This is a genomic window from Peribacillus sp. TH16 (assembly GCF_016651095.1).
Taxonomy (GTDB): Bacteria; Bacillota; Bacilli; order Bacillales; family DSM-1321; genus Peribacillus; species Peribacillus butanolivorans.
In genome coordinates this window covers 1,881,261-1,899,272 of record NZ_JAEKEM010000002.1, presented here as the reverse complement: position 1 = coordinate 1,899,272, position 18,012 = coordinate 1,881,261, and the positions used below count along the sequence as shown (strand labels likewise).

At 35.7% G+C, this 18,012-nt stretch carries 17 protein-coding genes; 12 read left to right on the top strand and 5 right to left on the bottom strand.

The genetic code is table 11. From position 1 onward, the window contains the following. Positions 1-351: 351 nt before the first annotated feature. Entirely contained in the window at positions 352-1,713 is a 1,362-nt protein-coding gene (locus tag JFV29_RS09155; RefSeq protein ID WP_201182703.1) for a D-serine ammonia-lyase, read from the bottom strand. 151 nt (positions 1,714-1,864) lie between these two features. Here JFV29_RS09155 and JFV29_RS09150 point away from each other — a divergent pair, with 151 nt between their 5' ends. The 6 genes from JFV29_RS09150 (at position 1,865) to JFV29_RS09125 (ending at position 8,488) form a co-directional block, all read left to right on the top strand. Then, complete coding sequence (locus JFV29_RS09150) at positions 1,865-2,410, top strand: helix-turn-helix domain-containing protein (protein WP_201182701.1); 546 nt, start codon at positions 1,865-1,867, stop codon at positions 2,408-2,410. Between the two features lie 120 nt (positions 2,411-2,530). Beyond that, positions 2,531-2,728 carry a hypothetical protein gene (locus JFV29_RS09145; protein ID WP_056529886.1) on the top strand — a complete coding sequence of 66 codons (198 nt, stop codon included), beginning with the start codon at positions 2,531-2,533 and terminating at the stop codon, positions 2,726-2,728. Between the two features lie 194 nt (positions 2,729-2,922). Continuing rightward, positions 2,923-4,380: a S8 family serine peptidase gene (locus JFV29_RS09140; RefSeq protein ID WP_201182699.1), complete on the top strand. Its 1,458-nt coding sequence runs from the start codon at positions 2,923-2,925 to the stop codon at positions 4,378-4,380. Between the two features lie 1,336 nt (positions 4,381-5,716). Continuing rightward, on the top strand, positions 5,717-7,450 hold the full coding sequence (locus JFV29_RS09135) for an amidohydrolase (protein ID WP_201182698.1): 1,734 nt from the start codon (positions 5,717-5,719) through the stop codon (positions 7,448-7,450). Between the two features lie 433 nt (positions 7,451-7,883). Further along, positions 7,884-8,099: a hypothetical protein gene (locus JFV29_RS09130; protein ID WP_201182688.1), complete on the top strand. Its 216-nt coding sequence runs from the start codon at positions 7,884-7,886 to the stop codon at positions 8,097-8,099. A gap of 239 nt (positions 8,100-8,338) precedes the next feature. Further along, complete coding sequence (locus JFV29_RS09125) at positions 8,339-8,488, top strand: hypothetical protein (RefSeq protein ID WP_056529733.1); 150 nt, start codon at positions 8,339-8,341, stop codon at positions 8,486-8,488. Positions 8,489-8,521: 33 nt separating this feature from the next. On the opposite strand, the gene JFV29_RS09120 is transcribed toward JFV29_RS09125, so the two are convergent. Then, positions 8,522-8,785, bottom strand: a complete 264-nt coding sequence (locus JFV29_RS09120; protein ID WP_201182686.1) for a hypothetical protein — start codon at positions 8,783-8,785, stop codon at positions 8,522-8,524. Positions 8,786-9,852: 1,067 nt separating this feature from the next. Here JFV29_RS09120 and JFV29_RS09115 point away from each other — a divergent pair. From JFV29_RS09115 to JFV29_RS09105, 3 genes are all read left to right on the top strand, one after another. Further along, complete coding sequence (locus JFV29_RS09115) at positions 9,853-10,062, top strand: hypothetical protein (protein ID WP_201222070.1); 210 nt, start codon at positions 9,853-9,855, stop codon at positions 10,060-10,062. A 962-nt stretch (positions 10,063-11,024) separates the two neighbouring features. Then, entirely contained in the window at positions 11,025-11,348 is a 324-nt protein-coding gene (locus JFV29_RS09110; protein ID WP_201182683.1) for a hypothetical protein, read from the top strand. A gap of 36 nt (positions 11,349-11,384) precedes the next feature. Then, positions 11,385-12,641: a glutathionylspermidine synthase family protein gene (locus tag JFV29_RS09105; protein WP_201182679.1), complete on the top strand. Its 1,257-nt coding sequence runs from the start codon at positions 11,385-11,387 to the stop codon at positions 12,639-12,641. A gap of 569 nt (positions 12,642-13,210) precedes the next feature. Here the strand turns inward: JFV29_RS09105 and pcp are convergent. The 3 genes from pcp to JFV29_RS09090 are packed head-to-tail and all read right to left on the bottom strand — an operon-like array spanning position 13,211 to position 15,542. Continuing rightward, complete coding sequence (gene pcp / locus JFV29_RS09100) at positions 13,211-13,858, bottom strand: pyroglutamyl-peptidase I (protein ID WP_056523388.1); 648 nt, start codon at positions 13,856-13,858, stop codon at positions 13,211-13,213. Between the two features lie 11 nt (positions 13,859-13,869). Next, positions 13,870-14,832 (bottom strand): DUF979 domain-containing protein, encoded by a 963-nt coding sequence (locus JFV29_RS09095; protein WP_201182668.1) that lies wholly within the window; start codon positions 14,830-14,832, stop codon positions 13,870-13,872. Positions 14,833-14,867: 35 nt separating this feature from the next. Continuing rightward, the gene (locus JFV29_RS09090; protein ID WP_098178254.1) at positions 14,868-15,542 is read right to left on the bottom strand and encodes a DUF969 domain-containing protein; all 675 of its coding nucleotides are present in this window, start codon (positions 15,540-15,542) and stop codon (positions 14,868-14,870) included. A gap of 494 nt (positions 15,543-16,036) precedes the next feature. On the opposite strand from JFV29_RS09090, the gene JFV29_RS09085 reads away from it, so the two are divergent. The 3 genes from JFV29_RS09085 to JFV29_RS09075 all read left to right on the top strand — a co-directional run bounded on the left by JFV29_RS09085 (position 16,037) and on the right by JFV29_RS09075 (position 17,878). Then, positions 16,037-16,426: a VOC family protein gene (locus JFV29_RS09085; RefSeq protein ID WP_201183486.1), complete on the top strand. Its 390-nt coding sequence runs from the start codon at positions 16,037-16,039 to the stop codon at positions 16,424-16,426. 99 nt (positions 16,427-16,525) lie between these two features. Next, positions 16,526-16,918, top strand: a complete 393-nt coding sequence (locus tag JFV29_RS09080; RefSeq protein WP_201250014.1) for a hypothetical protein — start codon at positions 16,526-16,528, stop codon at positions 16,916-16,918. Between the two features lie 249 nt (positions 16,919-17,167). Further along, positions 17,168-17,878, top strand: a complete 711-nt coding sequence (locus JFV29_RS09075; RefSeq protein WP_201182663.1) for a VOC family protein — start codon at positions 17,168-17,170, stop codon at positions 17,876-17,878. The last annotated feature ends 134 nt before the right edge of the window (positions 17,879-18,012 follow it).

The window sequence follows — 18,012 nt, the reverse complement described above, 5'->3', positions numbered from 1 at the left end:
TTATAGGGATTTTAACAGGAGAATGAGGTTCCTTATTCAACTAACGAGTGCGTTAGTTCATGAACAAACACAAAAATAAACAATTATATTCAAAGTTATATAAAAACAGTTAGCTAATAAGCAAGAAAAATAAAAAAAGCCTACTGTAGATTTAAAAAGTATCGATATGCAGGATTGTGTTGTTCCACAATCGGGCCAGATTGTGGAACAACACCTTCATAGAAAATTTGATATCTAAATCAAAGTTTAGAAGATTTTGTGAGGGTTTGTACTTATACTATCGGGAGGTTAGTTTAACAAGAACTGAAATTTTAAATATAAAAACACAGGGTTAAACTACCCCTTGTTAAATTACTTCTGTTTCTCTAACGATAATTTCAACCCTTTTTGATAATATTGTGTCTTCATCTCTTCAGGAACCATGCTTCCACCAGTCCCCCAAATAATATGTGTACCCTTACTCATCTTTTCCGTTAAACTATGCTTCTGTAAATAATCGATGCCCTCTTTACATAATTTACTTGGTCCTATCATGCCTGCTAGTGCAGAGGGTTCTAAATGGATCCCCTCTGTATCGACTAGCTCTTTTAGCAACTTATACAACTGTTCATCGCTAACCGTATAATTACCACTTAAAAAAGGTTCCATAGTTTTACCCACAAACCCAGATGGTTTTCCTACAGCAAGTCCATCCGCGTCTGTTACATTATCGATACCAACATCAAGTACAGAAACATTATCATGAAGTCCAGTCATTAAACCGAGTAACATACACGGTGAGTGGGTAGGTTCTGCAAAGAAACAGTGAACATAGTCTTGATACAATAATTTCAAACCAAAAGCTACGCCTCCAGGACCTCCACCTACTCCACATGGAAGGTAAACAAACAAAGGATGATTTTCATCTATTATTATCTCTAGCTCTTCTAATTGTTTCTTCAATCGAGATGCAGCCACTGCATATCCTAAAAATAGGTCGTGAGAATTTTCATCATCCACAAAATAACAAGATGGGTCACTATCTGCTTGGATTCGACCTTCCTCTACAGCTTTACTATAATCAGCTTTATATTCAATAACTTTGACATTTTTGCTTCTAAGCAAGTCTTTTTTCCACTGTTTTGCATCAGCTGACATATGAACAGAAACATTAAAACCTAACTTTGCACTGATGATGCCAATACTAAGTCCTAAATTTCCAGTCGACCCTACTGCGATTGAATATTGTGAGAAAAAGGTTCGAAACCTATCACTATCAATAATCGAATAATCATCTTGAATCGTTAACAATTGATGTTGAAAAGCTAATTCTTCTGCATGTTTGAGAATTTCATAAATCCCGCCTCTTGCTTTAATAGATCCTGATATAGGAAGGTGACTATCACATTTTAGTAATAATTCTCCTAATATAGGTTGTTGATAATCCTGTTCTAAGGATTGTTTCATGGCAGGAATTCTCACTAAAGGAGATTCTATGATACCATTCGTTCCTTTTGTTTCAGGGAAAACCTTGGCGATATATGGAGCAAAACGTTTCAACCTTTCATCTGCATCTCTTACATCTTCTTGAGTAAGGGGGGATTTTTTAATGCCCGTTTGAAATTTTTCGACATTTGGATTGAGCCAAAATACTTCATCCATCGAAATGAGATTGTTTAGTAAAGGATATTGGTCTTTCCATGTTTGTATTTCTTTGCTTTCAATCTCTTTCATTTGTTTGAACCTCCTAATTTTCTTGTAACGAGTTGTGTTATAAATTATAATTAAATAAATTTTAATACAGTTTAACACACAATTATCTTTATGTTAATTTAAATTTAATTCATTTAAATTAAATTTAACATTTTGTTAAGGAGTATCGATTATGGAAAATATAGATATTGGTAAGAAAGTTGAAAAATATAGAAAAGCTAAAGGATTGAGTAGTAGAGAGTTAGCAAAATTAGCTGAAATTACACCTTCAATGTTAAGCCAAATTGAACGAGGTTTGGCGAATCCTTCTATTCAAACCCTAAAGGTCTTAGCTAAAACCCTGAATGTTCCAACTTTTAGTTTTTTACTTGAAGAAACAATTACGGAGGATTTAATCGTTAGGTCTAGTAATCGTAAGAAAATGATCATTGATAATTTGTCTTATGAGTTATTGTCACCTAATTTTACGGGTAATTTAGCAACAGCGATTATGAAAGTTCCTTCGAATACTTCTTCGTCAGAAAATCTTCTAGAACATAGAGGAGAGGAAGTAGCATTTATTTTGGAAGGGAAAATTAAGGTGTATTTAGGTGAAGAAGAATATCTATTAGAAGCTGGTGATAGTGTGAAAATACCAGCAAATTTAAAACATAAATGGGAAAATAATTTTAGTCGAAATGCAGTTGTATTATTTTCAGTTACCCCACCTGTGTTTTAATGTAGAAAAATGTTACATATAATGTTCTTCTTCCACAATCAGGCGCTTTTCTGTAACAAGGAACAGCGCTTATTTCCATTATAGGGCCAGATAATTGATCAACACAGAGGAGGAGAATTTTTGTTAATACATAAAATCGATGACGAAGTATCTTTGAGGTTATTCAATGTGGGTGACGCTGAAGAGTTTTTCAATTTGATCATTAGTTCAAAACCTTATCTCAAAGAATGGCTTGGATGGCTTGATTACGTAGAAAAAGTAGAGGATACTGTTGAGACCATAAAATCTCGACTACAGAGCTTATTTAATATTATCTAAATAATACTGCGTTCATCACAATAATAATGAGAGGAGTATTCCGAGCTTTATCACGGGACGCTGCTCTTTTATTTATTAAAAAATATTTATTCTTTATTTCAATAATATGAGATTTATTAGGAAAACTTGGAATTTAAGTTGTTGTATATTAAGATAGTATATGATGAATATTTTCCATATATAGGAGGAGACATATGAAAAAGAAAATTTTACATACGGTACTTTCGATTGCAGTAGGAGCAGGGATACTGTCCGTTGGTGGTGTTCCTACCCAAGCTAAGAGTCAAAATCAGGAGATGAATGACACATACGCAATAGCTTTTAAAAGTGGATTACCAGAGAATTATCAAGAGGTAATACGGAAAGCTGGTGGTAAAGTAACTAAAGTTCTTCCCGAAGTTGGAGGATTAGAAGCTCAATCTGACGAGCCTTCTTTTCTTAAAAACCTAAAAAGTAATTCTTCAATAGAAGCTGCTAACAGAGAAATTCCCCTAACCTTAGACAAAACAGCAGTCAGCCCTTATAACTATGAGTCTAGTATCATCAGCCAGCAAAATTCAGAGAGTTATTGGGACTCCCAATGGGATATTCAAAGGGTGACCAACGGCGGGAAATCATATGATTTAGAAACAGGCGGATATAAAAATAAAGATGGTAGTATTACTCATAAAGCAGTGGTGGGAGTGATTGATACTGGAATTGATGAGTCTCATCCTGACTTAAAGAATAATATAATAGGTGGACGTAATCTTGTTCCTGCTGGAATGGATGAATCTGAAACAGGTGATCCTACTGATATAAAAGATCGCAATGGGCACGGTACTCACGTTGCCGGGATCATTGGAGCAAATGGTAAAGTAAACGGTGTAGGACCAGATTTAGGAATCCGATCCTATCGCGTATTATACTCAGAGCAAGCCCTTGGATTACCAGCTTGGATTATAGATGGAATTATTGCAGCAACAAATGACAAGGTAGATGTTATTAATATGTCTCTTCGCTTCTATAATAATACCAAAATGACAATTGAGGGAGAAAGTTATAAATCAGTCGCTGAAACGTTACTTTGGAAGAGAGCAATTCAATATGCAGTAAAGAATGGAGTAACTGTAGTAGCCGGTAGTGGTAATGAAAGTTTAAATTTAGATGACAAGAAGGAAGTAAACGAATTTTTAAATAAAATGTATGAACCATATGGAATGAGCGTGAAAGGGCCTGCAACTGTAGTACCAGCACAAATGCCAGGAGTTATTAATGTGTCTGCCTCCACAAAATGGTCAACTCAACAGCTTGCTTTCTACTCTAATTATGGAAACAGTGCTATTGACGTGGCAGCTCCTGGAGGAGATTATGGGTCTAAATATGCAGAAACCAATGATCCTGCGGCGGCTGATCCAAGTAACTTAATCCTAAGTACTTGGCCTACCTATTTAGGTACTTCATATGAGTTTAATGCTGGTACTTCTATGGCCACTCCTCAAGTAGCTGGAATTGCAGGAGTTATTAAGGCAGCTCATCCGGAGTATAAACCTGCCCAAGTAACAGCACGTATTAAGCAAACAGCTCTTGACTATGGAAAGAATGGACAAGATGCTTTATTTGGTTCAGGAGAAGCAAATGCTTATAGAGCATTAGAAAATATAAAGAAGTAGCTTATGTTTCTAAATAAGATGAAATATTAAAAGTACAAGGAAAGTAAATCATCTTTTCAAAATAAATATAGAGGCTACTGATTAGGTGAGTGGCCTCCATATAAACTGAATAAGGTCTTTTTTCTTTCATCTTTTTAACTTATTGCACAGTTTGTGTCAACTTTACTATAAGTTTTATAGTACTACCTCAGTATAATAGATAATGCTCACGAATACTCGCTTATTCGCAGGATTTCAAACCACATGGTATAGGTTGCTTTAGATGAACGAAAGAGATAGGACCGTTTTGATAAGATGAGAGCAGATTGAAATAGAGGATCTATTGAAAATCCAATATTATTAAATATAATGCGCACATTCTCCACGCTGCCCCTGGAGGCTTCCCTCCCATGTCTCAACGGGTCATAATCATATGCCCTTTCATTCCTTCGTCATGCCTATCCAAGGGGGGAGGCCGGTTTTGCTAACGGAACGGATCAATGCCCTTTTGTTCTATAAATCCAGTACTTCGTGCTTTCTTTGAAATTCTACGAATAAGCTAACTTTCGTAAAAAACAATGTGAATTTTAATTTACGCTGCTAGTTGTTCAAGAGGGAAGACCATTTCCGGTTTATAGGCAGAGCCATTACGAGCAATTCCTACTAGGACACGGGCCCTACGCCTCTTTCCTACCCCAGCTGAATTATGTTCCTTACAGCCTCAAGATATCGTAACCGGGTGGAAATCATGTATTTAGCTATCGTGGTAGGTCTTTAGATAAAGAGCTATTTTTACGTGCTAAAGCAGATGCCGAAAAAGCAGGATTCAATAAAGTTTTCCTTTGTACTGACCACATTGGATACTATGAAAAATATGGATTCACTTATATAGGTGACGGATACCATCCTTGGAGAAGTAGTTCAAGAATTTATGAGAGCAATAACCAAAATAATCATTTTTCAGCGTAGCGATTTTTTATTCAAGAATGGCTTTTCTGAACGAACTATCCTGTGTTTTACTTCAATAAGGGAGTTGCTTCGGCAGCTCTTTTTCTTATGGAGCTAAAGTCAGGATAGTTCAACAGTGCTGTTTGATCTTTGTTCAACAATTGGGCCATCCTAATGATTTTTGGAGAAAAATAAATATACCCCTATGTAAAATTCAGAATATTTCGTATAATATATTTATATTTGGTACGGACATCATGATGTTTATGAAGCTTTTTCAACAGCATTTAGTAGGGGGGGGGCTCTTTCTAGTTGTTTAAATGAAATATTTCTTAGAACATCATCGGTGTATATGGCATAAATCAAGAGGTGTTATGGATAGATCTTAAATCAGAAAAGGGGTTTTTTCTTGAAAAGAAATTTTTTAAGTAAAAGAAATTTGTTTATCTTCTCCCTTGTTTTTGTGCTTGCATTAGTAGGCTTTTCTTCAGGTACACTTCCAGACCATCTTGACCCTCTTGCACCTGACACTGTTTACTTTAACGGAAAAGTTATCACCATGGACAAAGATACTACTATTGCCGAAGCCGTAGCAGTCAAGGACGGAAAAATCATTGCTGTTGGTTCAAATAAGGAAATTAGCAAGTTAAAGGGACAGCACACGAAAGTCGTTGATTTAAAGAATAAAGTGTTATTGCCGGGATTCTATGATGCCCACAGTCATTTTCCGAGCTCCGGAATGGATGGGACTGTTCAAGTTAATTTAAATAGTCCACCGGTAGGTCCTATTAAAAATATTGATGATCTGATCATTGCCTTAAAAGATCGAGCTATGGAAACCCACGAAGGTGAATGGATACTCGGGCGAGGGTACGATCAGACACTTTTAGCGGAAGGACGTCACCCGACACGTGAAGATCTGGATAAGGTATCAACGGAGCATCCAATCTATATCGGACATACTTCCGGACATTTAGCAGTAGCTAATAGTGTTGCACTTAAATTGGCAGGAATTACAAAAGATACTCCTGATCCACCTGGTGGGGTAATCGTAAGAGACCCTAAGACAGGAGAACCGACTGGGGTATTAGAGGAATCTGCTAAAGGTCTTGTAAGCAAGCATATTCCTGTTGTTACAGAAGAGGAAAATCTTGCAGCGTTTAAAAAGGCTGTCCAGGATTATATCTCAAAAGGTGTAACGACCTCGATTATAGCTGGGGCAAATAAACAGGGTCTTATTGATTTACAAAGATATCAGAAGCAAGGTTTGCTGCCGTTAAGGGTTACAGCCATGGGTGCCGGGTTTGGTGGAGTTATAACCCCTGGTGAATTAGGCGGTTTTGTAACAGGTTTCGGTAGTGATATGTTGAAGCTTGGCCCTGTGAAGCTGTCTCATGATGGATCCATTCAAGGGTACACCGGCTATTTAAGTAAACCGTACCACGTGCCGCCGGGAGATGATCCAAATTATCGGGGATATCCGGCGACAAGTCGTGAGGAATTAACGAAGCGAGTAGTGGAATTGCATAAGGCTGGATACCAAATTGCGATTCATGGTAACGGAGACGCAGCAATTGATGATATTCTTTACGCCTTCCGTACTGCCCAGGAGAAGTATCCGCATAAGGATGCCCGTCATCGTATTGAGCATGCTCAAATGGCTAGATTAGATCAATTGGATGAAATGAAGAAACTGGGTGTTACACCATCATATTTTGTTTCCCATACCTTCTTTTGGGGCGATCAGCACAGGGATATATTCATGGGGCCTGAACGTGCCGCTATGATGAGCCCTCTTAAATCGTCCATTGATCGTGGTATTAAATTTAGCATTCATCTTGATTCTCACATTACCCCAATGGACCCGCTGCAGGCAGTATGGTCTGCTGTTAACCGGATTTCAAGAAGCGGCAAGGTGATTGGTCCGGAGCAAAGAATCACACCATTAGAGGCACTTCGCGCAGTAACAAGTGATGCAGCATGGCAAAACTTCGAGGAAAATGAAAAAGGCTCAATCGAAAAAGGGAAATTTGCGGACTTTGTTGTTCTGGAAGAAAATCCGTTAACAATTGACCCTATAAAAATTAAAGAAATCAAAGTACTTAAGACAATTGTGAACGATAAGGTTATCTACGAAAATTAAATTAAGGATAGGATGCACGGGGACGGTTCTACTGCTTCATTCACTTGCTGGTGAAGCACAAGAACCGTCTCTTTACTTCCTGCGTGCCCAGCAAGCCATTAATTGCTAGTTGGCGAAAGTCCAACCCGAGTAAGTGCCAAGACGCTCGGTAGCTGACAGGCAACTGGTGGAGAAATCCTAAGGTTGAAGCCCTGTGACAATCTTTAAGGGGGGGAATACCAGCTAATACAAAGTTATGTGCTTATTCAAGAAAAGGGCGCGATTCTTTAATAAGAATCGCTTATCTTAATGAACTAACGGGTGCTTTACTTCAATAAGGGAGGTTGCTGCAGCAACCTTTTTGTTATGCAACTTAGGGGCAGGTTAGTTGAATAAGGTAATATTTGGATTAAGATAGATATAAGTAGAAAAGTTAATAACAAGGGGTGATTTTTTGGAGAAAAATATTGGGGATGTAGATTTTTTTAAACAAGTAGTAAAAAGACTTTGCAAAAAAAACGATATTTCCCCTCAGAAACCTAAATTTGAAATCATCGAGAACGTAATGGTTATTAGCATTAAGAACCATTTAAAAGATGGAGTAGACTTAGATTGTTTTAATATTTTAAACCTTATTTACCGAACAATTGGACCTTTAGAAGAGAGCTGAACAAACAAGAAATAGAATTATTGAGGCTTATGCAGAGTGTCAAGGCATTTTATTTTGATTATAGCGATGAAATGAATACCATTTGGCGATGATTATTTTACTAAGTTTTTAATGTTTTTACTGATATATGCAAAGTTAGCAGTACACTAATAAAGTAATAAGGTTTACTTCAGTAAAATAAGGTATATTATATTTGTTGAATAGATTCTCTTTAAAGACATGAAAAGTAGGTGAACAAAGTGGGAAAATATCAATTGGATTACAAAGGTCAGGTAGCTGTGACAAAGTTTCATGAAAAACAGACGCCTGCCAAATTTGATAAAAAGCAGCAACTTGAAAAAATACGTGCGGAGTATTTGAAAAAGAAGCAAAAACAAACAGATAAATAATATGAATGAAAACATAGGAAGACTAAAATCTCCCTATGTTTTTCTTATTCGAAGTTCTTTTTTCAATTGACGATTGAGTTTATTATTCCCATAAATTTCAGATTCGGTGACAAAAAAATCGTCATCAGATATCCATTCCTCACTAAAAATTTCAGTAGCAGAATCAATAGACCAGCCGTTATTTTGGATACACCAGTAATCTCCAGCAGAAATTTTTAAAACATTTGGATACTCACTTGGCTTAGGTAGCTGAATAAAAAGATAAGTCTCGATCTTTTCAGCAAGATACTTTCTCAACACCCCACACTCAAAGAAAGTCAGGGAATACCAATGCGCTGAATTTACTTCTAATAACTTAAAGGTAAACCAATGAGTAAACCTATAAAAAACCTACTATATCAACGTTTATAGGTTAAAAGGTTTACAGGTTTACGCAATTATGGAATTCTTTATATAAAAAAATAGATAGATGATGAGTTAGAGTTAGCCTTAGACAAAATTAGCTTATCAATCATCATTAGAAAGTTTGAAAATCGCTTAGAATGGTTTTCTGAACACACAAAGCTGATTAATAAGCATAGATGGAATGTAGCAAGCTACCAGCGTTTAGCTTAATAGCTTTTATTGCTAGTAGTTTTCTTACCACAGCTAAACATTTCTGATATGCTCCAATAAAAAATAAAGCAACGCATTCCAATATAGAAACGGCTGCTTTAATTCATACTTTCAATTTTACGCTTGACGAGTTTTTTATAAAAATGGTTACGGTTTTGGTTACGTTTCTAAATGGTTGTAAATCAATTCTAGTCAATTGCGATAGTTAAGAAACATTGTATTCATCGTAAGAACTAATATAGAATAATTTAAAATAATTGAAAAAATATACCTCAATTAAATAAACTGCAATCTATTAAATTGTTGATATATCAATGTTTCTAACGTATTTTTTGATGAATTTATAAACTTAGTTACGCTTTTGATTACGTTTTTCCCAATTTTCTGTATATGGTGCAAACAAACACAAGAAAATAGGTAAGTTATTCATCGTTCAAATATATACAGGCTATTTTTTCAAACCTCTTACTTATGCAACTAACGCATGCGTTAGTTGAAGATCGGAGCTGTCTTAAGGCAGCTTTTCCTTACGGAACTTTCCATAAGGAGTGCTATTATAAGACCTATCGTAAAATGCCAAAAACGATGTGCATTGGTGGGCGGAATTATATCCTCTGACGTATTTATATTACCTCTTACTAAAATGCCTTACAGAGCCATTTAAGCAGTAAATAATTTCCACTTTTTAGTTTTTTATTTCCAGAAATAATGCTATTATTTGTAAAATACATATAATAAGGCGGGATCTGATGGATGAAAAAACTCAACTAGCTTTGATTTTTCTATTAATACCTCTGGCAATATCAATTTATTTTTGGTTTTCGGATTCAGCCTTATTACGAGGCGGATATGACTTAGCTATAGATGGTTTTGTAGTAGCCAGAGCCTTAATGATTATTTACACATTACATTTATTAGGAAAATTAGGAGAATTTATTATTAAGAACAAAAAAGATTAGTTATGAGCTAATCTTTTTTTGTTTTATAGATTGATGGATTAAATACTTCAATAAGGGAGGTTGCTGAAGCAACTTTTTTCTTATGGAACTATAGGGGCGAGGTTAGTTCAATAAGGAAAAATTATGAAACTATTGGGACTTTCTATCCGTAGAATATAGAGAGAGGGTGTGTATGTATTGATGTTTTCACGGTGGACGTTTCTCCAAGGGATTATAGTAATAATTTTAGGAATTCTCGCATTTATAACTGATTATTTTAAGAAAGATATGGCAACGTTAAATCCATCAAACACTGTAAATACAGTACAGATGTTAATGACACTATTATTTATTATTGCTGTTATTGGTTTATTTAGCTTACTTATGTTTTTTCAATCTAAGAAAAGTAATACTTTTTTATTGCATCCTATTTGGAAAAAAATGCACATAATAGTATCTTTCCTATTGGTTATATCAATAGTTGTATTTATTAGTGCGTTTTTTATAAGTCCCCTCAGTGAAGTAATTCAGAGTAGTAGGTGGATCTTATTCATAACCATTTATTATTTTCTATTTTTAATAAATATTTTAGTTTTAACCTTAATAAATAAAATAAAAAAGAATACAATTTCAAATGCGAAAAAGATTAAATCATCATTTATATGGACAGTATTAGTGCTCTTTGTAACTATTTTTTTTATTTAACCTTAACTAAAATTCATTTTGAATCTTATAGAACTAAAGGTGTGTTAGTTCATTAAGTCGTACAAGACCACAGAGTTGTCTTTTTTTTGTTCAAAAAACAATGTTTAACAGAGCCATAATAAAAAATCAAAACGATCGTTTTATCAGCATTTAAATACTTAATTCGCTTTCTCTCTGATTCTCGGAAAATAATAAAAAAAATATGTAATATAAATTAGTTTAAGAAAGAATTAAAATTTTTCATAAAAAATACAAATGAAAATAAGGTGAATTATTTAATGAAAATGAATAAGAGAAAATTAGCTTCTTTAATAGCCTCTTTAGGGTTAACAAGCTCTGTTTTAGTAGGTTGCGGATCTACTCCGTCTGTTAATAAAAGTGATGAAACGTACAAAGAAGACGAAGAACAAAATGATTCTAGTTCAGGTTCAGGTTCAGGTTCTAGCTCTAATACCAATACAAATTCCAACAGTCATACAGTTGTTCCTCCGGTAACCGGTTCTAAAACAACTAAAAATGGTGTCGTCAGTGGTTCTAGCAAAGCTTCTACTAATAAAGGTTCCACTGGTATTGGAAGCGGAAAAGGCGGGGCAAGTAGTTAAATCGAAATTTCAAAAAGCATCTAAGGAGAGACTAATATGGATAATAAGAATGAAGCACAATATCTTTTAAAGTGGATTGAATTAAACGACAAAATGGTCGAGAAAGGCTTTACCTGGGGAAGTTTAGAAGAAGATGAAGATTGGCACCAATATATGTCTTATGGTATACATACATATTCTCAAAGAGAAATAGATAGCATTAATATTGCTACCAAAAAAATAGGGAACGTATACAACAAGATGTATCACAAACTGTTGGACGGTTCTCAAGAAAGTAACGTCTGGAAGTCTGAACTAGGATTGCCTGTTCAAACCTGGGATGCTGCCAATGTTCCTAGTGATTTATTTAGCTACTTTACTAGAATGGATTTCATTGTTAATGGAGATGAAATCAAGCTAATTGAAGTGAATTGTGATACACCTACAGGATATATAGAATCATCTATTGTTAATCAAATCATTTGTGAAGAATATGAATTTGTATCTCCAAATAAACTTGAAGAAAATATCAAAAGAACTTGGGCAATGATTAGCAAAGAATATAATATAACAGATAATGACACCGTTCATTTTACTTCCTACGGTTGGCACGATGAAGATCGTGAAACTGTTTTATTCAATTTAAATAAGAGTTGTCTACATAAAACTAAATTTATAGCTATTGAAGATATTATCGTATCGGATGAGGGGCTGTTCGATCAAGAAGGAGATAAGATTAACCTCTTATATCGACTTTATCCGCTTGAATATTTAGTTGATGATAAAGATTCTACCGGAAATGAAATTGGCCTTTCTTTTTTGCAACATATTGCTGATGGTAAAGTAAAATTAATAAATCCGCCCGGATCCTTTCTTATGCAGTCTAAAGCGGTTTTAGCTCTTATATGGACGCTACGAGATGACAGCGGGATCTTCAGCTTTGAAGAACGAGAGAGCATCCGTCGATACTTCTTACCTACTTATTTAAAAAGTGGTTTTCCTTTTGAGAATAAAGCATATGTAGCAAAGCCAATTTACGGACGCGAAGGCGGAAGTGTTGAGATTTTTGACAACTTTTCAAAGTTAGTAGAGAAAGATGAAGAAGATTATTACACAGAATGGCAAAAGGTATATCAACAATATGTTGAGATGCCAACTAAAACGGTAAATACTTGGGACGGAGAATATACTGGAAAAATGCTTGTAGGGTCTTTCTTAATTGGTGGAGAAGCTAGTGGCTTATTCCTTCGTGTAGGAGAAAAAATAACCGGCAACCTTTCTATGTTTTGTCCAGTGGCCATTGAGAAATGGTAGGTAGTGTCACTGAGAAAATCATAGACACACTTTTCGCAGAAGAGCGCATATCAAGAAAATAAAGACACAGAATTCTAAGTAATTCCTTTTTAGTAAAGAATCGTAAACACATAAAAAAAGAATAGAAGGGGTTTAGGGAATGTTGGGAAAAAGCAGGTGGACAAGCATTACACTTGCCTTCATACTTTGTTTTTCACGATGAGGACGAATCATTTAATTTAAAGAGTAATCAGTGGATTGATGATGATGAAAAATGGTCATAAGTATTATTTTATGAAACTTGTGGCTTTACTCCCTGTTCAGGTGGGGTATGGAAAAAACAGTAACTGTGGTGCAGCGCTGGTCGTGCGCTGCATGGTTGGCTAACAGGTGCTTTACTTCATTATCAGGAGCTGATCAGCAGCTCCTTTTGTTATGGGGATTATTGTAATGAATCAAAAAGACCTCTTGATATGATGAAAGTGTCCCAAGCTCGCAAGCGAAAAGGACACTTTCATCATAAACATGAGGCCAAACATGAATTATAACCAAAACAAGTAAATCGGTCGAATTTTTAAAAAACGGTACAATTAATGGGTCGTCCCGCCTACTGTATGAATATCCGATTCATATTTAGCAGCTGTGACAGCAGCTATTTTTATGCCCTTAACAATTGTCTCAAGGCTTAAACTAGGCGCTTCTTTATTAATAGTTTGCTCCGGAATGAAAGGAATATGGATAAATCCACCCCGGATGCTTGATGAGGTTCGGGTGATATAGTCCATTAATCCATAGAAGATATGGTTGCATACAAATGTTCCGGCGGTATGGGATACCGATGCAGGAATGTTGCTTTCCTTCATGTTTTCGACAATTCTTTTGATGGGGATCGTAGACCAATAGGCTACTGGCCCTTTGTCTGCAATAGGCTCATCAATAGGCTGGTTTCCCTGATTGTCTGGGATTCTAGCATCATCCATATTGATTGCCACCCGTTCAGGTGTGATGTGAAGCCGACCCCCAGCTTGTCCTACACAGATAACGATGTCAGGATTATGCTGCTGGATAAGCTGCTCCATTACTGCAACTGATTTCCCGAATACAGTTGGGATTTGTTCAGCAACTAGAGTCACATCATCAATAACTTCTCCATGTAACTGTTTTACTGCTTCCCAGGAAGGGTTTACTCTTTCTCCGCCAAAGGGCTCAAACCCGGTTAATAACACTTTTTGCTTCATGAAGATCCCTCCTATACTCCTAATGAAACAAGTAAGTACATAAGTACGATATTGAAAGCTAATACTGCCAAAGCTGTTGGAACTTGAACTTTTATGACATGGTTTTTATCTTTCAAGTCCAGCAAGGCTGCCGGCACAATATTAAAGTTGGCAGCCATTGGCGTCATTAATGTTCCACAATAACCCGCAAACATAGATATGGCAGCTATATGATTTGGATTAGCGTCAAATTGGTTAATCAGAAAAGGAATGGCGATACCTGCAGCCATAACTGGGAAGGCAGCAAAGGCGTTCCCCATGATCATAGTGAATATAGCCATGCCGAGACAGAAAATGACCACAACCCAAAATAGCGAACCATCGGGAATGATTGCTGTCACAGCTTTGGAAACGACTGTACCAACCCCTGCATTTGTGTAAATGGTTCCCAATGTTGCAAGTAGCTGTGGCAGCAATACAGCCCAACCAATAGATTCTAGCAGGCGACGTGATTCTTTCACAGCTCCTGTAGGTGTTCCGCGTGTCATCACCATCGCAAAAATAATGGCAGTCAAACACGCCAGACCTAAAGCAACCATCGTTACATTAGATGGATCCAGCAAAGCCTTTCCGCCAATTTTAACACCGTCTAGCAGCTTAGAACCAGCTAAGGTTAAAATAGGAATCAAGATGGCGGGTAGGAAAAGACGGCCGCCAAGCCGTTTTCTTCGCTCTTCCTTTACAGTAATGCTTTCTTCAACATGTTCGCTTTTCTTTAACCCGCCACCTGCAATGATTAAAACCATAATAATAACCATAAGTCCAATGTAAAATGGCGGAATAATTTGGCCGAACATTAATGTAATTGAATAAATCAAGTAAAAGCTTCCCGTAGTCAACCGGCGGCTGTTCGTCCGATCAGTGAAAATATATAGGGAGCAGCCTAGAACAATGATGCCCATCAATACGTAAATCATTTCAACTGAGAATATCATAATAGATGCTCACTTTCTCTTTGGAGTGTTTATCATTATTGGCCACGACTGCCCAAACGTTTATCCAGCTTTTTATCAAACATACGGAGGCGAATGGCGTGTACAATAAAAGCAAAGATGGCAGTAGGAATTCCCCATAACGCCATTGATATTGGGTCAGCAGGGATATTGTTCTGTTCAAAAAATCCGTTCATCAATAGAATTGCACCAACCGCCACGAAAATATCTTCTCCGAAAAACAAGCCAATATTATCGGTAGCGGCTGCGTGTGCACGGATTTCCTGTTGCTCTTTCTCAGGTAGCTTACCATATTTTGTTAGAGCAGCCCCTTCTGCCATTGGGGCAATCAGCGGACGTACAGTCTGCGGATGACCACCAAGGCTGTTTAAACCAAGAGCAGCTCCGACTTCCCTGATCAATAAATACATGGTCAATACCCGGCCAACAGTGATGGCTTTAATTTTTGATACAACCTTTGAAGCTTGCTGCTGGAGACCATTTTTTTCAAGCAGCCCAATAACGGGAAGCGTGACTATGAGAATAGACATGTACCTGTTAGTTGTAAATGCTTCGCCAAATTGCGTAATAATACTGGTAATGGGAATACCTGCAATCATCCCCGTAACGAGTGCTGAAATAGTTACCACAACTGCTGAATTAAATCTAAGTACGAAGCCAATCATGATTAAAAGAACACCAATTAGAACCATACATATCCCCTTTCTTATTATTAAAACTATTCTGCAAAAATATAAACTACATGTTATTGTACATTAAAGTAAGAATTTTTGAAATAAATTTTTTATTAATCCAAGTGACTAATTATGTAAAAATTAAAGTCTTTTATAATGAAAGAATAGAAAAAATGCATCAAAAAAATACTTATTTACAACAGTAGAAAAACTAAAAATGGGACACGACTATTTCTGTGGAAGAAGCATTAAAGAGATTCAAGAATAATATCACCAGAAATAGGATTGTTATATAGTCTATTTAACTAACGGGTGCGAAGATCTAAGCTGACTTTAAGTTAGCTTTTTCTTTATTCATCTATCGAGCGCAGTTTAGTTGAAGAAGGATTATGGATTCTAGCTGCCGAATAGTTTAAATTAACCGATCCAGCTCCAGATACGGTGTAAGGGGTCATCTTAGCCACAAAATGACTAAGGTAAAAAAAATAGTTGAAATGAAAGAAGTGAAGGTTTTGATTAAATATAAATGCCTCCATCATGTAAGTCTTACTGTGACAGATTTGGAAAGAGCAAAAGAATTCTATGGTAAAACTTTATGTTTAAAAGAAATACAGCGTCCTGATTTTGATTTTCCAGGTGCCTGGTATGAAATAGAGGGACATCAACTTCACTTGATAGTCGATCCCTCTTCACAGACAATTCGTAAGGATAAAAGCTTATCCAGCAGAGAAGGTCACTTTGCCCTTAGAGTCGAGAACCACTATGACACTCTTAAATGGTTAAAACAGAATAAAGTTGAAATACTTGAAAAACCATACGGGAAAAGTGGATTTGCACAAATTTTTTGTGCCGACCCAGATGGTAATTTGATTGAACTAAATGTTAATCAAAAAGATCTATAAGTAGGCAAAGATAAAGGCTGCCATTACTGGCTCTTTTCTTATTGAAGTAACGGGGCAGATTAGTTGAAATAAGACAAGTAGGATTAAACAAATCTATTATTGAAAAAAAGAGTGATTAACAGAGATAATTTTATTAAGCTAACTTGTGCTATAGTTCAAGATGTGGGGCTGCCACCACCATTATCAAATGAATTTAGGTTGGAAATTGAAATGAAGAAAAATATGTTTAGTTTTACGTCAGCCATAGTTGGAGTTATGGCTCCATTACTTTTATTTGCTGCAATTGAAATAATTGATTACAAGTTAAGTGATATATTACTAATTAGTAGTTTGACCCTGTATGGTGTTTCTATTGTTTGTACGATTATAGCTGTAAAAAGGAAAGAAAAAAATAAGATAAAGTACATCCCACTCATTACATTAGTCCCCTTTACTCTTTATCAATTATTAATTTTATTGGTTTATTCATTAGGGAAATTCATAAATGGGTAGTAACAGGGGCGTTAGCTGAAGATCGGAGCTGTCTTTAAGGCAGCTTTTTCTTTATGCAACAACCGGAGCAGGATAGTTACAAACAATTAATAGGCGAGGTTACAACTGCAACAATAAGATGAATTAATATATATATAAAAATAGATGAATTTTACCTTAATGGATAATTATGGTATAAAAAGGATGTGGATACGATTTATACATAGACTTACTTACATTATTAGATATACAAGGAAGGTGTTATTATCATTGGAAATTAAATCGATTGTTTTACAGACTAAAAGTTTAAAGCAAATGAAAAAATTCTATATTGATACGTTAGGTTTTTCTCTAATTAATGAGGATAAGAATCGCTTTCGAATTGCTGTGGGTACAGGTGAATTTGAGTTTACAACGAAAGACGTGGTAGATAACCCCTATTACCACTTTGCTTTTAACATACCAGCTAACAAATTTTTTGAAGCAAAATCATGGGCAAAAGAAAGAGTAAGTTTACTTATTGAAGATGGGGTAGATGAAGCTAATTTTGCTCATTTACCTGCCCATGCTCTTTATTTCTATGACCCTTCTGGTAATTTAGTAGAATTTATTTCAAGATATGAAATTGCTAAAGATAGTATTGAGCCTTTTTCGGTTAAAAGTATTTTAAACATTAGTGAAATAGGTTTAATTGTAGAAAACACTATAAGTGTAAGCGGAAAATTAAATGAAATTGGTGTGACCGAGCGTGACAATAATACAATAAGTAGAAAATCCCTTAATTTCATGGGTGAAAGAAGGAATGGAATATTTATTATATTAGCCCAACCAGGGAGAAGATGGATATTTTCTGATAAAACATCTGCCATATTTCCTCTTGAGATTACATTAATAAATAACAATAAAATAATCATCAATTCCGATAATGAATTTCAGATATATCGGGACGAGCACAAAGGAGAGTTATTTTCTGAAACGTAACATCTATTAGAATACCAATTTTTGGTAGATATCTATCCTTCTTCAACTAAAGGGTGCTTTACTTCAATAAGAGAGTTGCTTTGGCAACTCTTTTTGTTATGGAACTATCGGGGCAGGATAGTTCAACAAGTGGT